General features: G+C 29.8%; 12 protein-coding genes. 6 read left to right on the forward strand and 6 right to left on the reverse strand.

Going from position 1 to position 26,064, the window contains the following annotated elements:
- Window positions 1-470: HAD family phosphatase (locus ACH2BC_RS03635; RefSeq protein ID WP_395052624.1), on the reverse strand; the 470-nt coding region annotated here is incomplete at its 3' end.
- Window positions 467-1,519, reverse strand: coding sequence for a bifunctional diaminohydroxyphosphoribosylaminopyrimidine deaminase/5-amino-6-(5-phosphoribosylamino)uracil reductase RibD (gene ribD, locus ACH2BC_RS03640; protein ID WP_395052625.1), 1,053 nt, complete (start codon window positions 1,517-1,519; stop codon window positions 467-469). The genes ACH2BC_RS03635 and ribD, both read right to left, overlap by 4 nt.
- 105 nt (window positions 1,520-1,624) lie before the next feature.
- Here ribD and ACH2BC_RS03645 point away from each other — a divergent pair, with 105 nt between their 5' ends.
- The 5 genes from ACH2BC_RS03645 to ACH2BC_RS03665 all read left to right on the forward strand — a co-directional run bounded on the left by ACH2BC_RS03645 (window position 1,625) and on the right by ACH2BC_RS03665 (window position 6,132).
- The gene (locus ACH2BC_RS03645) at window positions 1,625-2,113 is read left to right on the forward strand and encodes a GNAT family N-acetyltransferase (protein ID WP_395052626.1); all 489 of its coding nucleotides are present in this window, start codon (window positions 1,625-1,627) and stop codon (window positions 2,111-2,113) included.
- Window positions 2,114-2,126: 13 nt separating this feature from the next.
- Window positions 2,127-3,023 (forward strand): peptide chain release factor N(5)-glutamine methyltransferase, encoded by an 897-nt coding sequence (gene prmC / locus ACH2BC_RS03650; protein ID WP_395052627.1) that lies wholly within the window; start codon window positions 2,127-2,129, stop codon window positions 3,021-3,023.
- Between the two features lie 340 nt (window positions 3,024-3,363).
- Window positions 3,364-4,872, forward strand: coding sequence for a hypothetical protein (locus ACH2BC_RS03655; RefSeq protein WP_395052628.1), 1,509 nt, complete (start codon window positions 3,364-3,366; stop codon window positions 4,870-4,872).
- Window positions 4,873-4,934: 62 nt separating this feature from the next.
- Window positions 4,935-5,459 (forward strand): hypothetical protein, encoded by a 525-nt coding sequence (locus ACH2BC_RS03660; protein WP_395052629.1) that lies wholly within the window; start codon window positions 4,935-4,937, stop codon window positions 5,457-5,459.
- 184 nt (window positions 5,460-5,643) lie between these two features.
- On the forward strand, window positions 5,644-6,132 hold the full coding sequence (locus ACH2BC_RS03665) for a hypothetical protein (RefSeq protein WP_395052630.1): 489 nt from the start codon (window positions 5,644-5,646) through the stop codon (window positions 6,130-6,132).
- 45 nt (window positions 6,133-6,177) lie between these two features.
- On the opposite strand, the gene ACH2BC_RS03670 is transcribed toward ACH2BC_RS03665, so the two are convergent.
- Window positions 6,178-7,422 (reverse strand): ABC transporter permease, encoded by a 1,245-nt coding sequence (locus tag ACH2BC_RS03670; protein WP_395052631.1) that lies wholly within the window; start codon window positions 7,420-7,422, stop codon window positions 6,178-6,180.
- 245 nt (window positions 7,423-7,667) lie between these two features.
- Between ACH2BC_RS03670 and hisS the strand changes: the two genes are divergently transcribed.
- Window positions 7,668-9,029, forward strand: a complete 1,362-nt coding sequence (gene hisS, locus ACH2BC_RS03675; protein WP_395052632.1) for a histidine--tRNA ligase — start codon at window positions 7,668-7,670, stop codon at window positions 9,027-9,029.
- Window positions 9,030-9,090: 61 nt separating this feature from the next.
- Here the strand turns inward: hisS and ACH2BC_RS03680 are convergent, their stop codons facing one another.
- The 3 genes from ACH2BC_RS03680 to ACH2BC_RS03690 all read right to left on the reverse strand — a co-directional run.
- Window positions 9,091-17,031 (reverse strand): choice-of-anchor D domain-containing protein, encoded by a 7,941-nt coding sequence (locus ACH2BC_RS03680; RefSeq protein WP_395052633.1) that lies wholly within the window; start codon window positions 17,029-17,031, stop codon window positions 9,091-9,093.
- A gap of 464 nt (window positions 17,032-17,495) precedes the next feature.
- Complete coding sequence (locus ACH2BC_RS03685; RefSeq protein WP_395052634.1) at window positions 17,496-22,055, reverse strand: LamG-like jellyroll fold domain-containing protein; 4,560 nt, start codon at window positions 22,053-22,055, stop codon at window positions 17,496-17,498.
- A gap of 313 nt (window positions 22,056-22,368) precedes the next feature.
- Window positions 22,369-26,064, reverse strand: a 3,696-nt coding sequence (locus tag ACH2BC_RS03690) for a T9SS type A sorting domain-containing protein (RefSeq protein WP_395052635.1), incomplete at its 5' end; no start/stop codon positions are given.

The raw sequence follows: 26,064 nt of genomic DNA on the forward strand, positions 1-26,064 counted from the left end.
GATAAATCGTAACTATTTAAAATAGAGCTAAAAATAGATACATCTGGTTTGCGTTTGTGCATTTCATAAGAATAAAATACTTTGTCAAAACAATTGTAAAAATCAGTGTAAAATGACATTCCAACTTTGTGTTCGAAATTACTGATATGAATTTCGTCAGTATTGGTAAGTAAATACAATCGGTATTTTCTAGAAAGCAATTGTAAAAATTCTAATCTGTACAACGGAAAATCGCCTATAATTGAGTTCCATGCTGTTCTAATTTCTTCTAAAGAGGCATTTGGAATGTATTTTAAAAACGAGTTTAAAAATTCTAATTCGGTTATTTCTCCTTTTTCAAACAAATCATTTTTTTGGATAAGTTCTTCATTTGGACCATTCAACCCTAATTTTTTGAACGCTTCAATAGACGCTTCTTTCTCTAAATTTATAAAAATATCACCAAAATCGAAAATTATAGTTGTAATCATAAATTGTAAATTTTTAAAAGTTCATCATCAATAATAGATTGTTTTATGGCATTTTTATAGTTTATTATCGGAGCTTTTGTTCCGTTTTCAAATACAATTTTGCTTTTAAAAACTCTAGCTTCGTCCCAAATGTTTGCGTCAATAAAACTCTGAATAGTTTTTGTTCCGCCTTCAATTATAACCGATTGAATGTTGTTTTTATATAAAATTTCACAAACAGAAGCAACCAACTGATTATCAAAGATACACTTTTCATAGTGCAGATAATCGGACGATACAAAATTTTCTTGTTCAGTAATTACAATTGTTTTTATTTTATCATCTTTTACATTATAATTATTGGAAATTTTTCCAGTTTTGTCTAGTACAATTCGTATAGGATTATTTCCTTTCCAATCTCTCACATCTAGTTTTGGATTGTCATCTAAAACGGTTTTTGTTCCAACCAAAATAGCTTGTTCTTCGCTTCGCCATTTGTGAACTAATTGTCTTGAAACTTCATTGGTAATCCAAATAGGTTCTTTTTTGTCACTCTGATCTTGTTGAAAAGTTGGTGTAATAAAACCATCTTGACTTTCTGCCCATTTCAAAATAATGTAAGGACGTTTTTTTTCGTGAAAAGTAAAAAATCGTTTGTTAGATGCTTTACATTCTTCTTCAAGAATTCCAACCGTAACATTAATTCCTGCTTCAATTAATTTTTTAATTCCGTTTCCTGCTACTTTTTCATTAGAATCTAAAGTGCCAATTACTACATTCGGAATTTTATTTTTTATTATTAAATCGGCGCAAGGTGGTGTTTTTCCAAAATGACTGCAAGGTTCTAAACTCACATAAATTGTTGATTTAGAAAGTAATGATTTGTCTTTTACAGCATTTATTGCGTTAACTTCTGCGTGATTTCCACCATATTTAGAGGTGAAACCTTCGCCAATTATTTTATTTTCAAATACTATAACTCCACCAACTGAAGGATTTGGCATTGCTGTAGGCAATCCGTTTTGGGCTAATTCTAAGCAACGTTTTATATAAATTTCGTGTGTATTCACACTACAAAAGTAGTATTTTTGTTAACGTATTTTATAGTTCAAAATAAATTTGATTTTTGATTTTAGATTATTCAACTTCAAATACTAATTTTTTAAATAGTGAAAATGACAATTAGACCAATTCAAATAGAAGATAATCAAGAGATTGCAAGTGTAATTAGAACTGTTTTTATATCAGATAATTATCCAAAAACCGGAACAGCATTTGCCGACGAGCATTTGGATATTTTATTTGAAAACTATAACAAACCAAAATCGATATACTATATTGTAGAAGATTTTGGTAAAATTATTGGTGGCGCAGGAATAAGTCAATTAGAAAATTCTACTGAAAATATTTGCGAATTGCAAAAGATGTATTTTTTGCAAGAAGCTCGTGGAAAAGGAATTGGGATGGAGATGATTTTGAAATGCCTTGAAAAAGCTATAGAATTTGGATATGAAAAATGCTATTTAGAAACACTTCCAGAAATGGTAAATGCACAAAAATTATATAAAAAAGTTGGCTTTGATTATTTGCCAGAACCACTTGGCGGAACAGGTCATACTAGTTGTCCTGTTTGGATGATAAAAAATTTAAATCTCAAAAATTAAATTCCAAATTCCAATGTTTATAAAATCCTATAGAACAAATTTCATAAATGAAGTTGCCCAATTTTTTGATGAAAGTGAAGCAGAAAGTTTCTTTTATATAATTCTTGAAAAACTTCATAATTTAAAACGAATTGATTTGGCATTGCAACCCAATTTAGAATTATCGAAATTTGAATTAGACAAATGGGAAGCAATAGTTACCGAATTAAAAACCCAAAAACCAATTCAATATATATTAGGAGAAACAGAATTTTATGGATTACCATTTTTAGTAAATGAAAACACATTAATACCAAGACCAGAAACAGAAGAATTGGTTAAATTAATTATAAAAGAGGTTGGTAATAACAAAGAACTTCGACAAGCTCAGTTTGACAATAATACAAAATTAAATATTTTAGATATCGGTACAGGAAGTGGTTGTATTGCAATTTCTTTGGCTAAAAATATTGAAAATGCTCAAGTTTATGCCATTGATATTTCAGAAGAAGCATTAAAAATTGCAAAAAAAAATGCTGAAATTAACGAAGTTGAAGTGAATTTTATTTGTGAAAACATATTGGAAACTGTCTTCCTGAGCGTAGTCGAAGGATTTCCAAAATTATTTGATGTAATTGTTTCTAATCCACCATACGTTAGAAATCTTGAAAAAGCTGAAATTGCAGCAAACGTTTTGGCATTTGAACCACATTTAGCACTATTTGTAGAAGATACTGATGCCTTACTTTTTTATAGAAAAATTGCGCAATTGGTTAAGAAAAGTTTATCTGAAAACGGAAAGTTATATTTTGAAATTAATCAATATCTTGGTGATGAAACTGTTGAATTATTAGAAAATTTAGGATTTAGAGATATAATTTTGAAAAAAGATATCTATGGAAACAATCGGATTATTTCTTGCAAAATTTAGCATAAGTTATTTCTTATAAATATGATTATGTTCATATCAAAAACACCAATAATAAGTTAAATATATGTTAAAAAATAACTTCTATCTATCTATCTATCTACCGTTAAAAAACCACTAATTTAGAGAAAAATATCACAAAAAATCTAAATTATGAAAATTAGAAAACTATTTTACACGGCAAGCAAAAAGTTGGCAGTAATTGTTTGAAAAAAAATCGTACAAAAACACTTAATAGAGAACCAAAACTGAAACGTTAATCCACATTTTGATAAAATTAACTCTAAAAGTTAACGCCAAAATGAAAAAAATATTAATTTTAACACACTAAATCTTAAAACTTATGAAAAAAGTTATTTTAATTTTCGCTTGTATACTAAATTCCTTAATAACATTTAGTCAAATTTTAGATTGTCCTGATTATCCTAACCCTGATTTTGTTCAACCACCAACTAACATATACAGTCGATCAACACAAGCACCACCGCCAACGTCAAACAAATATGTATTTAATTTAAAATTTCATATTATAAAAAACACAAATGGAACAGGTGCAACTGCAAATTACGGAGAAAATGAAGTAATGAATGCAGTAATGATTTTAAACACTCAATATAATCAATATAATATTTTTTTTAAATATGTTGGTTTTGATGTTATCCAAAATACATTATATACTAAATTAAGATCATTTGCTGGTGGAGCAGCAAACCAAAATACTACTCAACCTTTTTTTGCAGATATGATTCAGTATAGTAAAACTGGTATGACAAATCCAAAATATGATTATAATGCAATGAATTTATTTATAGTTGAAGGCATTGACATAAGCACTACAACTTCATTAGCCCAAACTGCTGGAGTTGCTTACACACCCGGAATTGATAGTGTTTTTGCTTACAATACATTATTAACATCAACTATGCCTCACGAAATAGGTCATAATTTTAACCTACTTCACACACATCAAAGAAGAGTGGTATCTGGGGTAACAATTTGTGAACATGTGGCAACAAGTTCCTCAGACCCTAATTATAATTCTGATACAGAAGGAGACTTTGTTACAGACACTCCTGCATCACACGTTTTATCAACAGCAAATATTAACAATTCTGGTTGCACTTATCAAAACACAGCAAATCTAACAGATTGTATAGGAACAATTTACTCAAATGTTCCAATTAGAAACTTTATGAGCACTAATAATAATTGTAGAATTTTAGGTTCTAATTATTTGCCCGGCAATGCAGTTTTTACACAAGGACAAGCAAACAGAATACGAGAGCAAATAGAAACATATTACAATAATTTGAGTAACGTTTATGGATATAGCGACGCAAAAAATACAGTTGAAAGTCTTTATGAGCCTTTTGCTATAGTTGGAGTTGGTGGTTCTACCAATTCAAGTACTTCATATTCAAAAACATATACCCCAAATGAAACAAATACTGGTGCAAATGTTTGGAATTGTCCAACCTATACTTTACGTTTCCAAAAAGGGTTTGACTGGATATTTTCAAACTCAACAATTGGAACATTAAATAAAACAGTTACTGACCAATATAATTATTCGTTAAATAACTATTTGTTAAATGTGCAAATACCATATTTCGGTACCGATATTTATCAGTCTGGTGGTATTCTATGTTTTGGAAGTTTCGAACCATACATTAAAGGCGATGTTAAATCCTTATCAAATTTAGGTTCGCAAATAATAATGTATGAAACTTTAGATGAAATTAAAGCATCAGACCCTAATTTATATGAGCAATTACAATCTCAAGAATATCACATAATAACTAAAGAAACAGAATCAGGTTTTATTGACCAAAAAGTAATTTATAAAAACTAAAAATAATTTAAGGTGAGCGTAGCTCACCTTAAATACTATTATTAATTTAAAAATTTTCTAAAATGAAAAATAAAATTATGTTTACAATTCTTTTAGTAATAATTATTTCTTGTTCTAAAAGTCAAGACGTTGAACCTATGAATTCAAATTCTCAAAATCTCCAATATATAGGATTGTCTGCATCAAACAACATATATCCTTTTTGGCCAGATACATTTCAATATTTAGGAAGTAATCAATGGTATGATTATAAAGTTGGTGACACATTAATTGTGAGAAGAAGAGATGAAGTTACTGATGATTCTGGAGATGAAATTGAATACAGATTTCTTATTAAAGCAAATGAATGGATTATACCATTAAATGTAAAAAGAATTCGGTTCGATGCTACATTTTATGTTGATGATTTGGGTAATCAAATACTTAATCCAAATAATGGTTTAAAATTTGATAAACAGATTGTTAATTTTCGACTTCAACAATATTCAGAAAATCAGGTTTTAGCATGTGAAATCGAAACTCTGAATGGTAGTTATGGTTTAAATAGTACGTTAATAGATAAAATGTGGATTAAGCTAGATGATTAATTCAATTATTTTACATATTATAAATTCAAGGAAATATTTTCAATAAACTATTGCAATTAAAAGAACATTATATTTTTAATAATGAAATAAATCTGAATTATAAATCAAAAAATAATTTATAATTTCTAAAAACAATTTAAGGTGAACTTTGCTTACCTTAAATTGTATAATTAATTTTTGTAAAATGAAAAAAATAACCTTGTATATTTCGTGTTTGTTATTACTTTTTTCTTGTTCAAAGACTGAAGAAGACAAATTATTAAATCATAATCCAAATAATCTACAATATCTTGGACTAACTGAATCAAACACATTTCCTTTTTATCCAGATACTTTCCAGTATTTAGGAAGTAATCAATGGTATGATTTGAAAAATGGCGATACATTAATAGTGAGCCGAAGAGATGCTGTAACTGATGATAGTGGCGATGAAATTGAATATCGCTTTTTAATAAAAAATTGTGATTATATAATTCCTTTAAATGTTAAGCGTATTCATTGTGATGCATCTTCTGGAGTTCCTTGTTACACGGTCTTTAATAAACAAATTGATAATTTTAAACTTCAACAATATATTAAAAATGAAATTTTAGCTTGTCAAATAGAAACAGTTAATGGCAATGGATTAAATTATCCTTTAATTGATAAAATGTGGATAAAACTTGATGATTAATTGTAATTTATAATTAGTAAAAATTAGTGAAATTCGTGTCAAAAACTATTCATAACGCAACGCTTCAATAGGATCCAGTTTCGCGGCTTTCAAAGCAGGATAAGAACCAGAAACCAAAGCCACAATAAAACTTGTAATTACTGCTGCACTAATTGCTGTCCAAGGAATGGTGAAAATCCATCCAAAGGATAAACAGAGTAGATAACCAACTAGAATTCCAAGTAAAATTCCAACCAAACCACCAATTTGTCCAATGATTAAGGTTTCCATAAAAAATTGCCAAGCAATTGTAGATTTTTTTGCCCCAAGTGATTTTCTAACACCAATTTCTCGTGTTCGTTCAGTTACAGAAACAATCATAATATTCATTAATGCAATAGACGAACCAAGAATAGTAATGATTCCGATTATCCAAGCAGAAGCTCCAAGAACTCCTGTAATTTCTGCAATTCTGTTGGCCAAATCATCACTTCTTGAAACTCCAAAATTACTTTCTTCTACAGGATTTAATTTTCTTACTTGACGCATAGTAATCATTGCATCATCTACTGCGTTGTTTAGTAATTCTTTTTTATCAATCATCGTGCTTATTGCATAATTGATATTGGGTTGCGAAAAAAGTGAACGTGCCACTTGAATTGGAATTAAAACGCGCAAATCTTGACTGTTCCCAAAGGTGGAACCTTTTTCTTTTAAAACACCAATTACTTTAAATTTTGCACCACGAACCGAAATTATCTTGTCTATTGGGTTTACATCTTTCAACAAACCTTTGGTGGCAAAATCGCTTCCTAAAACACAAACATAAGCATTGTTAGAAATATCAAAATTGCTAAAATTTCTACCTTGAACTACTTGTAAACCAGAGTTTATGGTAAAATAATCATCAACACCAATTATAGAAATTTCTGGATCGGTTTTTTTATTTTCAAATTTTATTTCGGCACGTGAACTTGCTGTAAAAGAAATGGAAGTGTGTGTTAAAGGATAATTATAACGTTCTTTATATTCTTTAGCTTGCGGATAGGAAATAATAGGATTTATTTCTTCATCTTCGCCATCGCCATCATTTCTTGTTCTAAATTCGTATTGATTAATGGTAAAAGTATTGGAACCCATTGAGGCAAAACTCGAATTTAAGTTATAATCTATAGCAGAAACTACTGTTAAAATTCCAACTAAAGCTGTAATTCCGATAGCAATAATTATAATTGTTAAAACGGTTCGCAGCAATTGAGTTCGGATGGAACCAAAAGCAATCTTAATATTTTCTTTAAAAATTCCCTTCATAATTACTATTTGACGTGAAATTACAGAAATTGTTACAACTTTGTGTCGTTTCGTTTATAAAATTATTGTAAAAGTATGATATTTGCAGTTGCAATTTCAAAAATCAATGTCAATTGCAATTTCAAAAATCAATTACAATTTCAAATTTTATTTACTTTGTCTTCCTGAGCGCAGTCGAAGGATTATAATCTAATTCAATTTTCTATTGTAAATCAAATATCAAAAATCTAATTTCTAATATCAAAATGGCATCCAAACCAAGTATACCTAAAGGCACAAGAGATTTTTCTCCAATTGAAGTTTCTAAACGTAATTATATAATAGGTATAATGCGTTCTCATTTTGAAAAATTTGGTTACCAACCGATAGAAACACCAAGTTTTGAAAACTCAGAAACCTTGATGGGAAAATATGGCGAAGAAGGTGATCGATTGATATTTAAGATTTTGAATAGTGGTGATTATTTGGATAAAGTTTCTTTGGATGAACTACAAACTATAAATTACAAACAATTAACTGGAAAAATCTCAGAAAAAGCGTTACGTTACGACTTAACAGTACCATTTGCTAGATATGTTGTGCAACATCAAAATGAAATTGAATTTCCGTTTAAGCGTTATCAAATTCAACCAGTTTGGCGTGCCGATAGACCACAAAAAGGACGTTTTAGAGAGTTTTATCAATGTGATGCCGATGTTGTTGGTTCAACATCATTATGGCAAGAAGTAGAGTTGGTGCAACTTTATGATGCTGTTTTTACTTCGCTTGGATTAGAAGGTGTTACTATCAAAATTAATAATAGAAAAATATTATCTGGAATTGCAGAAGTTATTGGAGCATCAGATAAATTAATAGATTTTACAGTTGCGCTTGATAAATTGGACAAAATAGGAGAGGAAGGCGTAAAAAAAGAAATGATAGAAAAAGGAATTTCTGAAGTTGCTTTGCAAAAAGTACAAACGTTATTCAATTTTACAGGTAGTATTGATGAAAAATTAGAAAAACTTGAAGTTTTATTATCTAATTCTGATGAAGGAAAAAAAGGAATAGAAGAACTTAAATTTATTTGTGAAAATGTTACTAAACTTGGTTTGCAAAATGCAGTTTTAGATTTAGATGTTACACTTGCAAGAGGTTTGAATTATTATACTGGAGCCATTTTTGAAGTTGCTGCGCCACAAACTGTTTCAATGGGAAGCATTGGTGGTGGTGGAAGATATGACGATTTAACTGGAATTTTTGATTCAAAAAATAAAATGAGTGGCGTTGGAATTTCGTTTGGTTTGGATAGAATTTATTTGGTTCTTGAAGAATTAAATTTGTTTCCTAAAACGGTTGTAACATCTGTAAAAGTCTTGTTTTTAAATTATGGTGAAAAAGAAGCTTTTGAAGCTTTGCAAGCCATTTCAAAATTAAGAAAATTAGATGTAAAAGTAGATTTGTATCCAGATAATGCTAAAGTTGATAAGCAATTTAAATATGCAGAACGAAGAGCAATTCCATATGTGGTGAAAGAAATTGTTGATGGAATATTTACTTTAAAAAATATTGTTTTTGGAGATCAGAAAATGGTTTCTTTTGAGGAATTGGTTAGTGAGTTGGAGTAAAAAAAGTATAAAAAAACCATGCATAAAGCGTGGTTTTCGTGTCAAATCATTCATTTAAACTCTAATTAATAATTACTTTTCTACTAGTAAAACCTTTTTCTGTTTTTACTTTTACTATATACGTTCCGGAAGTTAAGTTTTTAATTGGTAACAAGATATTCTGTTGACTTTGGTCTTTTACATTCCAACTTGCAACCGATTGTCCTAATATATTAAAAAGTGTTGCTGTTTCTACTATTGTATCTGTAACATTATTTTTAATATTTAAAATACTGTTAGAACTTGTGTAAACTATTTGAATTCCTTCAGCCGAGTTAAAATTTTCAGTTGCTAATGCATTTTGATCTAGAAATCTTAAAGAAAAACGATTGTTAGTTACACCTTGTGGTAAAGAAATCGTAAAATCTGAATTTTTAATGTCATGGTAAGTATTAGTTACATTATCAAAAATATAAGCATCAAAATTAATATCGAAATTTTGAATTTCTTCTATTCTGAAAATTACATCACCTGCAACATTATTTTTAACTCCTAATGGATAAGTATTATTTTCATTAAAATAACCAACACCTTGAATGTTAAGATTTTTGTCATTATTTATAAAATACATATCGTTTACTGAATTTTCAATAATTACACTATCATAACCATAATCTATATTTTCTGTAGCGTTGTTTTCCATAAATCCAAGAAGCGCTTGTTTGTAATAATTATCGGTAGATTTAAATCCTAAACGAATTTTTTTAAATTCATCTTCTGGTTTTTCATCATTAGAATTGTTATAAACTTGTGCTAATGGAATTGTATTGTTAGCTAGATTATTGTTTTTAAATAATTCATTAGAATCTATATCATTTTCTTTAATAAAAAGTCTTTGATTATTATTAAAAGTAATAGTTCCGCCTGTTGTTGAACCGTACACAAAAAATCCTTGGCTTACAGGAACGTATCTTCCAGGAATTTTGGCACTAGTTCCTACGCCTGCAATTCCCAATGGAGCAATTGGAGCAACACCACCAGTTAAATTTCTTGCAGCATATCCACCTTTATAACCAGCAGTAACGTGAGTATTATTAGTTGGAGAATGTTCCCAAAAATATAATGTTCCGGTTGTAGATGTAGTATTGTCTAAAATAAATTGCGTAGCATCGATTGATGATGTATATGGATTTCCACTTAAGTTTAAATTATTTGGAGCAATAGGATTAGTAATAAAACCATTGTTTGGCTTACCAACAAAAGTTAAATTTTGATTGGCTTCTAAACCACCACTTCCTTTAAGCGTATAACCTTGTCCAGCATTTAATAATCCAGAAATGCCTACAGATTGCCAGTTTGCATATACTCCAGATAAATTTTGGAATTTATAAATCCAATAACTACTTAATGTAATTGGACTTGTAGGACTTCCGTTGTAACCAGATGTCCAAGTTATGTTATGTGGAGTTGAGGTTGTACCATCTTTCATAACATTACCAACAGAGTAAGAGTTATTATTAGTTGTAGTATTAATTGCTCCTACAGGAGAAGACCAATAATTATAATTAAAAAGATTAGATTGACCTTTTTGATCTCTTTCTATAAAACCAGCACTTGTAGGATCTAAATCACTATTGATTGTTTGTATAAGTTGCGATTTACCATTTAAATCTATTTTACCATCAAGTTTTAAATACCAATTATTTTGAATTTTATTATCATTATTAAGATTAATTGTTTTTCCAGCATCTACAAGCATACCTAAATCGGTATTGTTTGAAAATTCTGTAATATCATGTTTTACATGAACAATAGACCAGTCATAATCTATAATATCCATTCCTTTTATATCTTTAATAGCGTTATCTGTTGCTTTAGCAAAATCTCCTTCGCGCACTGTAATAAATGGCATTGGTGCTTCTTGATACCATATAACTTTATTGTTATAAATTTTTAATCCTGTAGTAGTATCAAATCCAGCAGTAGTTAAATCATCTATTATGTCATTTTTATAAACATCCATTCTATAATAACGAAGTAAGTTAGCATAAGGAAGTGTTTCAATGTTTTTAGGAATTATTTCGCCTCTAACTTCTCCACCAAAGTTAACAATTTCTTGGTAAACCATTCTTTGTAATTGTTGTTCTGTAAGCTCAACATTAAACAGTCTTGCTTCATCAATTTTTCCTTTAAAATAATTGTTATTGGCAGTAGGATTTTTACCAATTGTTAATGAAGATGCATCGGCGCTAATTGACCCAGAAACACTTTGAGTTGCAACTAGAAGACCATTTAAATATAGTTTTACTGAACCAGAACCATAAGTTGCTGCTACATGATACCATTGTTTTTTATTTAAACTTACTGTGTTGTGTGTTAAAGTTATGTTTTTAACAATAACTTCAAGATTATTGGAAGCGTTTACACGAATTTGAAATTTATCTTGTCCAAAAATTACTCCAGTAGAATTAAAATCACTACTTAAATCTATCCAAGCCATTATTGATGCTGAGGATAATCCACCAATAACTGGAGCAGCTTCTCCATAATCGTTTCTTCCATCAAAGTCAAGGTACAGTTTTTTATCTATATTTCTTGGAGAACCAAAATAGTTAGTATTGGTGTCAAATAAATCTATAAGTCCATCTTTGTCAATATCTGTAGTTGTATCAACTTTACCATCTAAGTCGGTATCAAGATTAGCATATAATGTTTTAATTATATCAAAAGCGCCATTGTTTTTAGACGACAATTTTATAAAATCATAATTGTCTGATGCTAAAGTATTTATTGGTAAAGGTTTTGCAGTGTTTCCAAAACCAATATAAGCATCAAAAGATGATAGAATTCCATCTTTATCAATATCTGTGCCTTCACCTAAACCATCACCATTTACATCACCATCACCATTTAATAAACCTGCTTCATCCACATCAAAAATGGCATCATTATCTGAATCTAAATCGATATAATTTGGAACACTATCATTATCATAATTTTTAGGTAATGAAGTTGCATAATAAGCTTCGCTAGCATCGTTCCAACCATTTCCATTAAAATCTACCCAAGTAGAAGCTAATAAATCATTGGTATCTTTACCATTACTATATAGTTCCCAACCATCTTCAATTATATCGCCAATTCCATCGTTATCGCAATCTAAATCTAATACATCTGCCATTCCATCTTGATCGGTATCATTTAAACTTTGAGTAATTAAAATATCATCAATGGCTAAATCATTTCCATTTCCACCTGGTTGATTGTTTCTAAAAACCACATTTATATCAGATGTTGTTGGAATAAATGTAGCTGTAAAGTTATACCAATCACCATTTGGAACTGAAGCTGCATTTGTAACTGGAATAAGTCCGGTTGTAATTGTATTAAGTAACACATTGTTAGAATCTTTAAATTCAACTGTGATGTCTGGTTTCGTTGTTAAAGATGCTCCAGGTGCATCAGATTTAATTAGATTTATTACCCAAAAACTGTATTTTAAAGAAGCATTTGGAATTACTCCTTGTAAGGTTGTTCTATAAAATTCTTCGGTTAAACTATTTGATGCATTAAAAATTGCCATTTTTCCATCAACATCGCTAGGAGTATGATCTAATCCTTGGTACCAAGTTGCAAAAGAAACATTATTTGGGGCAACACCAGCAATATAATTAACAACATATTCGCCGTCATTAATTGCAGCACTAGTTGGATATAAACTACACGTTTCTGGAAATGTTGTTCCTTCTTCATAGCAATAGGTTGTACTAGCTGTTGGAACATTGGCGTTAATAAATGATCTTGTTTGTCCTGCTCCAAAAGTTTCATTTAAAATAGGAACATCAACTTTGTTGGTTATTAATGATCCAGAATTATAACTTTGTTCTATATTGTCTGGAATTCCATCATTATCATCATCAGAATCAACATTGTTGAAAACGGTATCACCGTCAGAATCAGTAAAAACTTGTACTGCTTGTCCTGTAATTCTAAAAGTATAAGGATTTTTTCCTGCAAGTGGATCATTATTAGCAATTGATATATCTGCAGTATATATTCCAATTGTTAAAGGATTAAATCTTATAACAAATGAAGTTGTATTATTTCCAGTTATTGTTGATGAAGGAACTACTAAAACTGTAAATTCTGGACTTCCAATTACAGAAACTAATGGTGTTCCTGTTAAATTTAAATTCATTGTTCCTAAATTTTCAATACTATAAGTTCGTGTAATTACTGAACTTATATTGGTTATATTAAAATCTGTTCTGTCTAATAATGAAGGAGTTATGTCTCCATCGGTAATTAAAGTATTATTACCTTTAATGTTCATTAATGGTAAATTAGCTGTTGCTCTAATTGCGAAAGTATAAGGATTTTCATTGCTATCATTGTTTGCAATTGAAAGTGTTGCATTTTTTACTCCATTAGATATTGGAATAAATGTAACTGTTATAATTGTAAAACTATTTCCTGCAACAATTGGAGTTGGAGATGAGGTAATTGTAAATTCTGATGCATTTAAACCAGTAATTGAAATAGCTCCAAGATTTAATGGTACTGTTCCTGTATTGAAAATTGTAAATGTTCTTGAATTGGTAACTGTACTATAATCTGTCCAATCTGTAGTTACAGGAGATGTATCTCCAGTTGCAATTGTTATAGCATTTCCTTTAATGTCTATTTCTTGAATTATTCCAGTTGCAGCTATTGCAAAGTCATAAGGATTTTCGTTAGCATCATTATTTATTACACTAATAATAGCATTTTTTAAACCAAGTGATGTTGGAGAAAATTTTACTATAAATGTTGTTGAAGCTCCAGCAGCAACTGTAGATGATGGTAATGTTGCTATTGAAAATTCTGACGCGTTTGCTCCACTTATTGAAATAGTTCCAATGTTCATTGACTGATTTCCAGTATTAAATATTGTGAAAGTTCTAGTTGATAAAGTTTCAAAATTTGTCCAATCTGTAGCTATAGGTGTTGTGTCTCCATCAATAATTGATAGTGCATTTCCTTGAATATCAATTTCAGGAGCAATTCCCAAACCTTGAATTGAGAATGAATATGGATTTTCGTCTAAATCGTTATTTATAATATTTAATGTAGCAGTTCTTATTACATTTAGCGATGGATTAAAAGCAACAGTAAATGTTGTAGTTGCTCCAGCCAATATTAATGAAGACGGTAAAGTTGAAATTGTAAAATCTGAAGCATTAATTCCAGAAAATGATAGTGCACCAATTGTTAAGCTTGAGTTTCCAATGTTTTGAATAGTAAAAGTTTGAGAAATTGTTGTTCCAACATTTGTAGATCCTAAATCTGTAAAATCGATTGTTGTTGGTGTTAAATCTCCATTTGTAATACTAATTGAATTTCCAAGAACATTTATTTCTGGAGTATTTCCTGTGCCTTGAATAGAAAAATTATAAGGATTTTCATTTGCATCATTAGTAACAATTGAAATTGTAGCAGTTCTTAATCCTAATGAAGATGGATTAAAGCTAACTGTAAAAGTAGTAGTTCCACCAGCAATTACTGTAGTATTTGGAATATTTGTAATTGTAAATTCTGCTGCGTTGGTTCCTAAAAATGTTATCGCTCCAATTGTTAAATCTGCTGTTCCAAGATTTTGAATTGTAAATGTTTTTGTTGTTGCTGTTCCAATATTAGATGATCCAAAATCTGATAAATCTGTTATTGACGGTGTACTATCGCCATCTAAAATTGTAATGGCGTTACCTTGTATGTTTATTTCTGGTAGTATTCCGTTACCTTGTATTGTAAAATTATAAGGATTTTCATTGGCATCATTATTTACTATTGAAATTGAAGCTGTTCTAATCCCTAATGCAGAAGGATTAAAGCTAACTACAAATGTTGTAGAACTATTAACAGCAACTGATGGTGTAGGCAAAGTAGTTATGGTAAAATCTGTGGCATTTAAACCAGAAAATGTAATTGCTCCAATTGATAAAGCAGCAGTTCCAGTATTTTGAATTGTATATGTTCTTGTTGTTGCAGTGTTTACATTTGAAGAACCAAAATCTGTCCAATCTGTTGTAATTGGAGTGGTATCTCCATCAATAATATTTATAGCGTTTCCTTGTATATTAATTTCAGATTCAATTCCTGTTCCTTGAATAGCAAAATCATAAGGGTTTTCGTTACTATCATTATTTACAATAGAAAGTGTTGCAGTTCTTACACCTGATGCAGTTGGATTAAAAGAAACTATAAATGTTGTAGAACTTCCAGATAATACAGTTGAAGCTGGTAAAGATGTAACAGTAAATTCACTTACGTTTGTTCCAGAAAAACTTATTGCTCCTATATTTAATGTAGCGGTTCCTGTATTTTGAATTGTAAATGTTCTTGTTACTGCTACGCCAATAGCAGAAGAAGTAAAATCGGTCCAATCTATTATTGAAGGAATTGCATCTGCATCAACAATACTTATAGCGTTTCCTAAAAGATTAATTTCTGGAGCTAAACCTGTTCCTTGTATTGAAAAATCATAAGGATTTTCGTTACTATCATTATTAACAATAGAAATTGTAGCTGTTCTTAATCCGATTGCAGATGGTGTAAATGAGACAACAAAAGTTGTATTTGAAAGTGCAGCAATTGAAGCTGAAGGTAAAGTTGTTACAATAAAATCTGTAGCATTGATTCCAGTAAAAGTGATTGCTCCAATTGATAATGGAAAATTTGAAGTATTTTGTATTGTAAAAGTTCTAGTAATTGTAGTTCCTGTATTTGTACTTCCAAAATCGGTCCAATCTGTTATAACTGGCGATGTATCTGCATCAGCTATATTATTTAAATTACCTTGAAAATTTATTTCTGGTGAAACTCCTGTAGCTTTTAATTCAAAATCATATGGGTTTTCATTACTATCATTATTAGCTATAGATAAGATAGCTGCACTTCCTTGAACTATTAAAGGACTAAATGCTACGGTAAAGGTTGTAAAACCTCCAGGTAAAATAATTGATGATGGTAAAACTGTAACAGTATAATCTGAAGCATTTGCGCCAGAAAAAGTTATTGCTCCAATGTTTAAATTTGTTATTCCAGTATTTTGAATTGTAAATGTTCTAGTTATTGGAAATCCAATGCTTGTTGAGCCAAATTCTGTCCAATCTGTTAGAGTAGGTGAGTTGTCTCCATCTACAATTGATATTGCATTACCTAGAATATTTATTTCTGGATTTATAGCATTTCCTTGAATTGAAAAATTATATGGATTTTCGTTACTATCATTATTTACTATTGATATTGCAGCAGTTCTTAAACCTGTTCCAATTGGATTAAAAGTTACTACAAATGTTGTAGAAGTAGCATTTGCAACTATATTTAAAGGTAGAGTAGTGATTGTAAATTCACTTGCATTAGCGCCAGAAAACGTAATTGCTCCAACAGATAAATTTCCTGTTCCGTTATTTTGTAATGTAAAAGTTCTAGCAATTGCAACTCCTGTATTTGTAGTTCCAAAATCGGTAAAATTAGTTAATGATGGAATTGTATTTCCATCTATTATTGAATTCAAATTACCTAAAATATCAATCTCTGGATTTACTCCAACTCCAGATAAATTAAAATTATATGGGTTTTCATTACCATCATTATTAACAATTGAGAAAGTAGCGGTTTTAATTCCTACAGATAATGGAGATAGTTTTATAACAAATGTTGTTGATCCGCCAGCGGCTACTGTTGCACTTGGAGCAGTTGTAACACTATATTCTGTAGCATTAACTCCTGTAAAACTAATTGCGCCTAAATTTAAAACTCCAGTTCCAGTGTTTTGAATTGTAAAAGTATAAGATACATTTATTCCCAAAGTTGAAAGACCAAAGTCTGTCCAATCATTAATTGAAGGCGAGGTATCATTATCTGCAATAGAAACTCCATTTCCCACAACATTCATTTCTGGCGTTTGGGCTTGAGCTGTAAAATTTAATAGAAATATAAATACTAAGTATAGTATATTTTTAAAAAAAAGTCTGTTTTTCATCTGTTTCATAATATTAGGGTATTATGTATGTTTTTACGACACAAATGTAAATTCAAATATCGGATGAAACGCATAAATACCCGATTAAATACTTAAATAACCGATTAAAAGTAAGAAATATATTTTAAATAAGATTTAAGCTACATATAAATGTATCTGATTATATTTCTTGATAGTATTAGTTCTACAAATTATACATTAAAAATTATAATTATAGTTTATTGTGACTTAAGAAACATGTTTTTTGATAATACTTTAAAAAAAACTATTTATTAAGTATTATTTTGCGATATGTATAATAAAAATACCTTTTTGTAAAAATAGATTTTTAATTTACGTAATACTTTTAATAGATGTAAAAAATTAAGAATAAGCAAAGTTATTATTTTATAATAGTTAATTATAATGTATAAAAAAAACCACGCTTTATGCGTGGTTTCAGTGTCAAATCAATTATTTAAACCCTAATTAAAAATGATTTTTCTGCTTGTATCTCCTTTATCAGTCTTAATTTTTACAATGTAAGTTCCAGAACTGATAGTTTTAATTGGAAGAGCAATATTATTTTGACTTTGATCTTTTACATCATAAGTTGCAATACCTTGTCCTAACATATTGAAAAGAGAAACTGATTGTACAGTGGTATCTACCACATTATTTTTAATATTTAAAATATTATTATTGTTAGTGTAAGCAATTGTTATTCCGTCAACTAAGCTAAAGTTGTTGTTGTTTAATAACGCGTTTTGATTAACGAATCTTAAACTAAATCGGTTATCAGTTACACCAAAAGGTACTTCTACAGTAAACATATTTGATGTAATTTCATTATAACTGTCATTAGTATTATCATGAATAAACAATTGTTGGTTTGGATCTAAATTTTCAACTGCATCTATCATAAATTTAACTTCACCAGTTGCACTAGATTTTATACCTATTGGATATATATTATTAACATTAAAAGTTGCCTCACCAGAAATATTTAATTTAGATCCATTGTTTAAAAAATACATATCACTTGGATTGTTTTCGAAAAAAGTAGCATCATAACCTTTATCTATTCCGCTAGTAGCGTTTTCGTTCATAAATCCTAAAAGAATTTGTCTATGGTATTCTTCTTTAGATGTAAAACCAAGTCTTATTTTTATAAATGTATCTTCTGTTAATCTATCATTAGCATTGTTATCAAAATGATCTGCACTAACTGTGGCATTATTGCTTTTAAATAAAGTATATGAACTTGCACTATCTTCTTTAACAAATGCTCTTTGATCATTGTTAAAAGTTATTGCTCCGCCAGTTGCAGAACCTACAACGAAGAAACCTTGACCAACTGGAATATATCTGCTTGGTATTTTAGAACTACTACCCAAACCACTAATTAATGCTGGTGCAACAGGTGGAGTTCCACCTACCAAAGTTCTTGTTGCATAACCACCTTGATAATTTGCAAGAGAATGTGTGTTATTAGTTACATAATGTTCCCAGAAATATAATGTTCCAGTTAATGATGCTGCATTGGCAGTTATAAACGCATTAGTATCTATTGAAGACGAATAAGGATTACCACTTAAATTTAAATTATTAGCCGCAACAGTTGAAGTTATTAAACCATTATTAGGTTTCCCAACAAAGGTATAATTTTGAGTAGAATTTGTTGTTCCGCTTCCTTTTAATGTATATCCTTGACCAGGATTTAAACTTCCAGTGTTACCAGCAGATTGCCAGTTTGCATAATTATTAGTTAAGTTTTGAAATTTAAAAATCCAGTAATTACTTAAAGTTATTGGGCTTGTAGCGCTTCCATTTAATCCTGCAGTCCACACAATATTTTGTGGCGTAGCTGTTGTGCCATCTTTCATAACTCCAGCTACTGTATAAGCATTATTATTACTAGTATTGTTGATTGTACCAACTGGAGACGACCAATAATTATAATTATGGAATATTTTAGTTCCTTGTTGATCTCTTTCTAAAGAACCTGAACTTAATGGATTTAAATCACTATTTAATGTTTGAATTAATTGAGATTTTCCTTCTAAGTCAATTTTTCCGTTAAGGTTTAAATAATGAGTAACTTCTAATTTGGTATCGTTAGTTGCATTTAATATTGCAGAATCAACATATAAACCTAGTACAACTTTGTTACCATTTGAAGTTATATTATGATTTGTTTTAACAATATTCCAAGAAATTGGTGTAGCATTATCTACAATTGATAAACTGTAAGGAACATCTTGTATAACTCCATTTGTCCAGCTAGCATTTGCAGACCAAGCTCCGTTAATACCACTTTCATAAGGCATTTGAGCAGTTTGAGGATTTATAGAAATTTTATCAGGAATTACTAGACTTCCTCTATTGATATTTAATGAATCATCATCTAAATGTGTTCCTATATAGGAGTTCATTGAATAGTATGCAAATAATGTATTCCATTTTAAACCAGCAATATCATTTTTAGTAATAGTAGTTGGAATAATTGTTCCAGTTGTGTTGTTGCCAGTAATTTCTAAAATTTCTTGATTCATTATGTATTGAATTTCTGTTTGAGAAACTACAACATTCCACATTCTTAATTCATCTATATCGCCTTTCCAAAGATTATTGATAGTAGTTTTATTGATATATTGTCCACCAATACTAAATAAGCCATTTGTTGAGTTTGGTCCTTGAGTAATATTGCTAGAATTATCTACAACTCCATCAATATAAATAGTTAAATTATAAGAAGATGCATTATAAGTTACAGCAATATTATGCCATTTTAAATTTGGTAAAGCTGTATTAGTTACAAGAGATTTTAGTCCACTTGGAGCATACCATTCCATTCTTACTTTATTATCATTTTGTAAAACCAATTGATAACCAGATGTTGCATCAGGTTTTTTAGATATAATTGTTCTTTCATTGCCAAGAGTGTTAGCTCCATTAGGTCTAACCCAAGTCATGATACTAAAGTTAGTTCCCAATTCATTTGAATCACCAATTCGAACAAAATCATCAAATCCATCTAATGTAATGTGTAATGGATTAGTTGCTCTGTGTGCAACTCCAAATGTAATATAATGCGTTCCATCAAAATCATATAATAAAGTTTGATCTGATCCTAAAGTAGACATAAAAATAGTTTCTACACCAGTTGTAAAAGCTGCGTTAGTTGCAACTACCATAACATAAGCGTCAGTTGCAGCCAATGGAGGTAATCCACTTACGAAAGCTGCTGTTGGAACTGAAACTCTAGTTGTAGCAACATCGCTACCAGTTTCTACTACTTTCCATCTTCTGTTTACTACTTCTGTAATTGTTGTAATAGTTGTTGGACCTAAATCTACATCAATTGGAGTTCCAGAATTTATCATGTTTCCACCATTTGAACCCCAAACAAGAAAACTTCTGTTGGTTGCAAATGTGTTTGTATTGGCAGTATTTGTTGGTAAAATATCAGCTAGGCCGATTGTCATAACCTCGATAGGATTAATACTTTTAGATTGTTTTTGATTTAATTGAGATGCGTTATCTAAACCAATTCCAGCAATGTCAGAGTTGTAACCTGCACTTGCAGCAGCATCCCAAATTACTGTTCCATTAGAATTTTCATAGTTCATTGATGTTCCATTAATTCCTAATGTTATTCCGTATTTAATTGCTAAATAACTTTCAATTCTTCTTCTTTCTGATGTGTCATTTTTTCTTGTAGAATAGGTAATTACTTCGGCAATTCTACCTCCAAAACTTCCGCTGTATATTTGGCTTCTACCCAACCAAAATCTTCTATTGTTAGAATTTAAAAATTGTGGCACGCCAACTTCTTGATTGTCAATTCTATTAGCGTTTAAAAATAGTTGATTACCTGTTGCAGTTGTATTGTTTCTTGAACTTAAAATTCCTAGAGTACTATAATTTACTCCTGTACCATTATGATTAACACCATAACCTCTAGAAGCTACAGGAATTCCTGTTCCAGAACTAGAAGTTGTACTTAAACAAAAACTTAAAACTTCGTTATCAAAACGTACTGAGTATCTACCAAAACCAAAACCTGTTCCATCATTATCCCAAGCATTATTTAATCCACCTTGTGCACAAAATAAATCTACACTTGCTGTTGTACTACTAATAATACTTGGTGTGTCATTCATTACAACAATAAATTGTTCTTGAGTAAAAAATCCTCCTGTAGCATTTAATTCGGCTCTATTTACTAAACCGGTATAATCTGTAACAGAAGTTGTTGGATCATTATTAAATAAAACTACTGGATTAAAATTTATATTACTTGATGCTGTATTTTTAAAAAGTGGTTTGTTAGTTAAAGTTGCATTTGTAGCGTCTATAACATTAGCATCATTTCCTTTACCTACATCCTGCCATGAATCTACAAATGAATTATCAGTTGCAACGCCAGAACCATTTACCATATCTGCTCTTAACCAAGTTTCTAAATTAGAAATAACTCCACCAGGTCCATTTGTTATAGTATTAAATGTAGTTCCAGTAATAGAAACTTTATCTATAAATATTTTTGGTGTTGATGAAGATGTTAAATTTGATAAAAATTCAAATTGACCAGTAGGACTAAAAGTTGTTGTTGTAGAATATATTGTTGCATAAAAGGCATAATTTACACCATTTGCTTTTATATCGTTTCCATAAGTGTAAACACGAATTGTTTGATAAGCAGACAAAGCAGTCGGTCTATATCTTAATGTTATAGCATTACCAGTAACGCAGCTAGTACATCTTAAAAAGAATTTTACATCTATTTTATTGTAAGGTAAAATGTTAATTCCTGTAAATGGAGTAGACATTGTACCGTTAGCTGTGCCAGTGAACCTAGCAGAATTGGTTCCTTCGTACGGAGTGGTTGCATCAATAATTACATTTGCATTTGCAGTCCAAATACCAAAACTACCATTAAAGTTCTCTGTACTTAAAACGGTTTGTGAAAATGATGTTGTTGTAAGCAGTATAAAAAATACTGTTGAAAAAAACATTTTTGATAAAGTAAAATTTTTCATAACTCGGGGTTTAGTTTATGATTTTTTTATTTTTTAATAGAGTTGAATCATTAAAGACTCTATTAGATTAATTTGACTTTACAAAAGTACATGAGAAGTTTTAAATAAAAAAACATTACATCGATTAAATACATATATAATCGTTTAAATACATATATTGAAATATAATAGTATAAAAAACCTACAATTTTATTAATTTTATCCATTGATTTCTTAAGTATAGATTAATTTGAAGTACCTATTTAAATTTGGGTAAAAAAAAACCATCTTAAATTAATAAGATGGCTTTTACATAGGATAGATTTGGGGATTCCTATCGTTTTATTATTCTATTTGTTTTAGTAACATTACCTTTTGTAATTATTACAGAATACACTCCAGATGGTAATGTTGCGCCAAGTTTTAAATTTTCTAACTGCGTTGCAGAAATACTCTTGGTATCTACAATTCTTCCTGTTAAATCATAAACTTTTATAGAAATAACTTCATCTGAAACTGTATCTAATTTTATAGTAAATTCGTCTACAAATGGATTAGGATAAATAGATGCTACAAAACTCTCATTTAAATTTTGATCTGCTATTTTTCTAACTTGTCTGTCTGGTGTATTAATTGTACACACAACTCCATAAGGCAAGTAACTTCCATCAGTATTTCTTACCGCTACATCGACATTGTATAACGTTACATTAGTAACACCGTTTAATAAATCCATTCTAAATTCTCTTAATGTTCTATCTATGATATACTGTTCTGTAACATTATTTGGATTTGTAATTCTAAATCTATATCCAGTTGCATATGGAACAATATCAGCATAAATTACAGTGTTTAAATTTGTTAAAGTACTACCACATTGAGAAGTTTGAATTTTCGTTACTAATGTTGGTGTAGTTACAGCACATGGTAATCCATATTGTAAATATTCTCCAGTAGTGTTTTTTATTGCTACTTCTACATTATATGTTGTTCCATAAGTAGAATTTATTAATCCAAAATTAAAATCTCTTAATACTCTGTTCAATATATAAACCTGATTGGTTACTGTGTTTGTAATTCTAAACCTGTATCCTACAGAAAAAGGTATTGCATCAGCCAAAATTGTTGTATTTAATGCTGCAACTGTTGTTCCACATTGTGAAGTTTGAACTTTACTAGTTGGAGAAGGTGTTGTTACTGTACAAGGGTTACCAAAAAATGGTTGCCATACATTGTTAAATTTAACTGCAATTTCTACTTGATAAGTTGTATTAAATGCATAAGTTGGTAATTCTGTAATTCTAAAAACTCTTAATATTTTGTCAATTGATTGAACTTGGTTAGTTACCATATTTGTAACTTTAAATCGGTATCCAGTTGACCCAGGAACTGCATTTCCATATATGTATTGATCAATAGTTGCAAGACTTGTTCCACATTGAGTAGATTGAACTATTGTTACTTTAGGTAAACAACCTCCAGGTAATCCAACATTATCAATTACTCCATTACAATCATTATCTAATCCATCATAACAAATATCTATTGCATTTGGATTAATAGTTGCTTTAGTATCATTACAATCAGTAGATGAAATCACATATCCTGCAACTGGTGAACAAGATGATATTGATACATTGAAATTTCCAAATCCGTCTCCATCAGCATCTTGATAATAAGTATTAGTTGAATTTGCATTAGCATTAGAATCATTACAATCTGTACTATTTGCAACTCCACATGCTACAATTGTTGTAGAACCCAAACCATCATTATCATTATCTGCATATTGAATTTGATTATCATTACAATCTAAATTATTAGTAACATAACCAACTGGTTGCGTACAAGATTGAATTGATATGGTTGTTGAACCAAATCCATCATTATCTGTATCTTTATAGAAAGTTATAGAAACATTTAAAGATGCATTAGTATCATTGCAATCTGTATTATTAGTAACTCCACAAGCTGCAATTGTTGTAGAACCAAAACCGTCATTATCATTATCAGAATATAAAATCTGATTATCATTACAATCTGAATTGTTTGAAGAACCACAAGCTACAATTGATGTAGAACCAAAACCGTCATTATCATTATCTGCATATTGAATTTGATTATCATTGCAATCTAAATTATTAGTTACATATCCAACTGGTTGCGAACACGCTTGAGTTGAATTAAGATTAAAACCAAATCCATCATTATCTGCATCTTGATAATAAGTAAATAAAGAATTTGCTACAGCATTATTATCATCACAATCAATATTATTTGCAACTCCACAAGCTACAATGGTTGTAGAACCAAAACCATCATTATCATTATCTGCGTATTGAATTTGATTATCATTACAATCTAAATTGTTACTTACATATCCAACTGGTTGAGAACACGATTGTAAAGAAACATTATCCGTTCCAAACCCATCATTATCAGCATCTTGATAAAATGGTAATAATACATTTATTGTTGAATTAAAGTCATCACAATCTGTGTTAAACTCAACTCCGCAAGCTACAATTGTAGTAGAACCAAAACCGTCATTATCATTATCTACATACTGGATTTGATTATCATTACAATCTAAATTATTTGCAACTCCACAAGCTACAATTGATGTAGATCCAAAACCATCATTATCATTATCTGCATACTGAATTTGATTATCATTACAATCTAAATTGTTAGTTACATATCCAACAGGTTGTGTACAAGCTTGAATAGTTATTGTTGTTGAACCAAAACCGTCATTATCGGTATCTTGGTAATAAGTTATTAATCCATTTGTTGAACCGTCGTTATCGTTACAATCTATATTATTTGCAACTCCACAAGCTACAATTGTTGTAGAACCAAAACCATCATTATCATTATCTGCGTACTGAATTTGATTGTCATTACAATCAGAATTGTTTCTTACATAGCCAACTGGTTGCGAACAAGATTGTAAAGAAACATTATCATTTCCAAACCCATCATTATCTGCATCTAAATAGAAAGGTAATAATACATTTATTGTTGGATTAGTATCATCACAATCTGTATCAAACTCAACTCCACATGCTGCAAATAATGTAGTACCAAAACCGTCATTATCGTTATCTTGATATTGTATTTGATTGTCATTGCAATCAGAATTATTAGTTACATAACCTACAGGTAGAGTACAATCTTGTATTGTAAAAATTGGATTTCCAAAACCATCACCATCACTGTCTTGATAGAAAGTAGTTGGTTCAAATACATTTATATCATTGTCATTACAGTCTAATGCATTAGTTACTCCACAAGCTACAGTTATAAAAACACCATAACCATCTCCATCATTATCTAAAAATTGTAACATTGAATCATCACAATCTAAATTATTTGGAACTCCACAACCAACTAAAGTAGTTGAACCATATCCATCTTCATCTAAATCTTCGTATTGTAACTCATTATCATTACAATCGCTTGGATTTTCTACATATCCTAATGGTTGAACACACGATTCAATGGATACATTTCCATCTCCGTAACCATCATTGTCGTTATCTGCAAAATATAAATTTAGTCCGATTATATTTGGATCATTATCATTACAATCTATATTATTGATAACTCCACAAGCAACTTGAGTAGTTGAACCGAATGTGTCATTATCATTATCTAAATATTGAATTTGATTATCATCGCAATCACTGCTATTAGAAACATATCCTATAGGTTGAGAACATTCTTCTATTGTAACTAATTGATTTCCGAAACCATCGCCATCAATATCCTGATAATAATTTGCAATAATTCCACCTGATGTTATAATAACAGTTTGAGTTTGAGAAGATGTATTATTGTTATTGTCTGTATAGTTCCAAGTAATTGTAAATGTTCCTGCTGTATTATATGTCGTTGGATTATTTGTAGTTCCAGTAATAGTTCCAGAACAATTATCAGTTGCAGTTGGCGCAGTTACAGTTGCCGAACATTGACCAGTTACAGTTGCAAGTGAAGCAACAGTTGCTACTGGCGCAGTTGTATCATT

Source organism: Flavobacterium sp., assembly GCF_043760115.1.
Lineage (GTDB): Bacteria > Bacteroidota > Bacteroidia > Flavobacteriales > Flavobacteriaceae > Flavobacterium.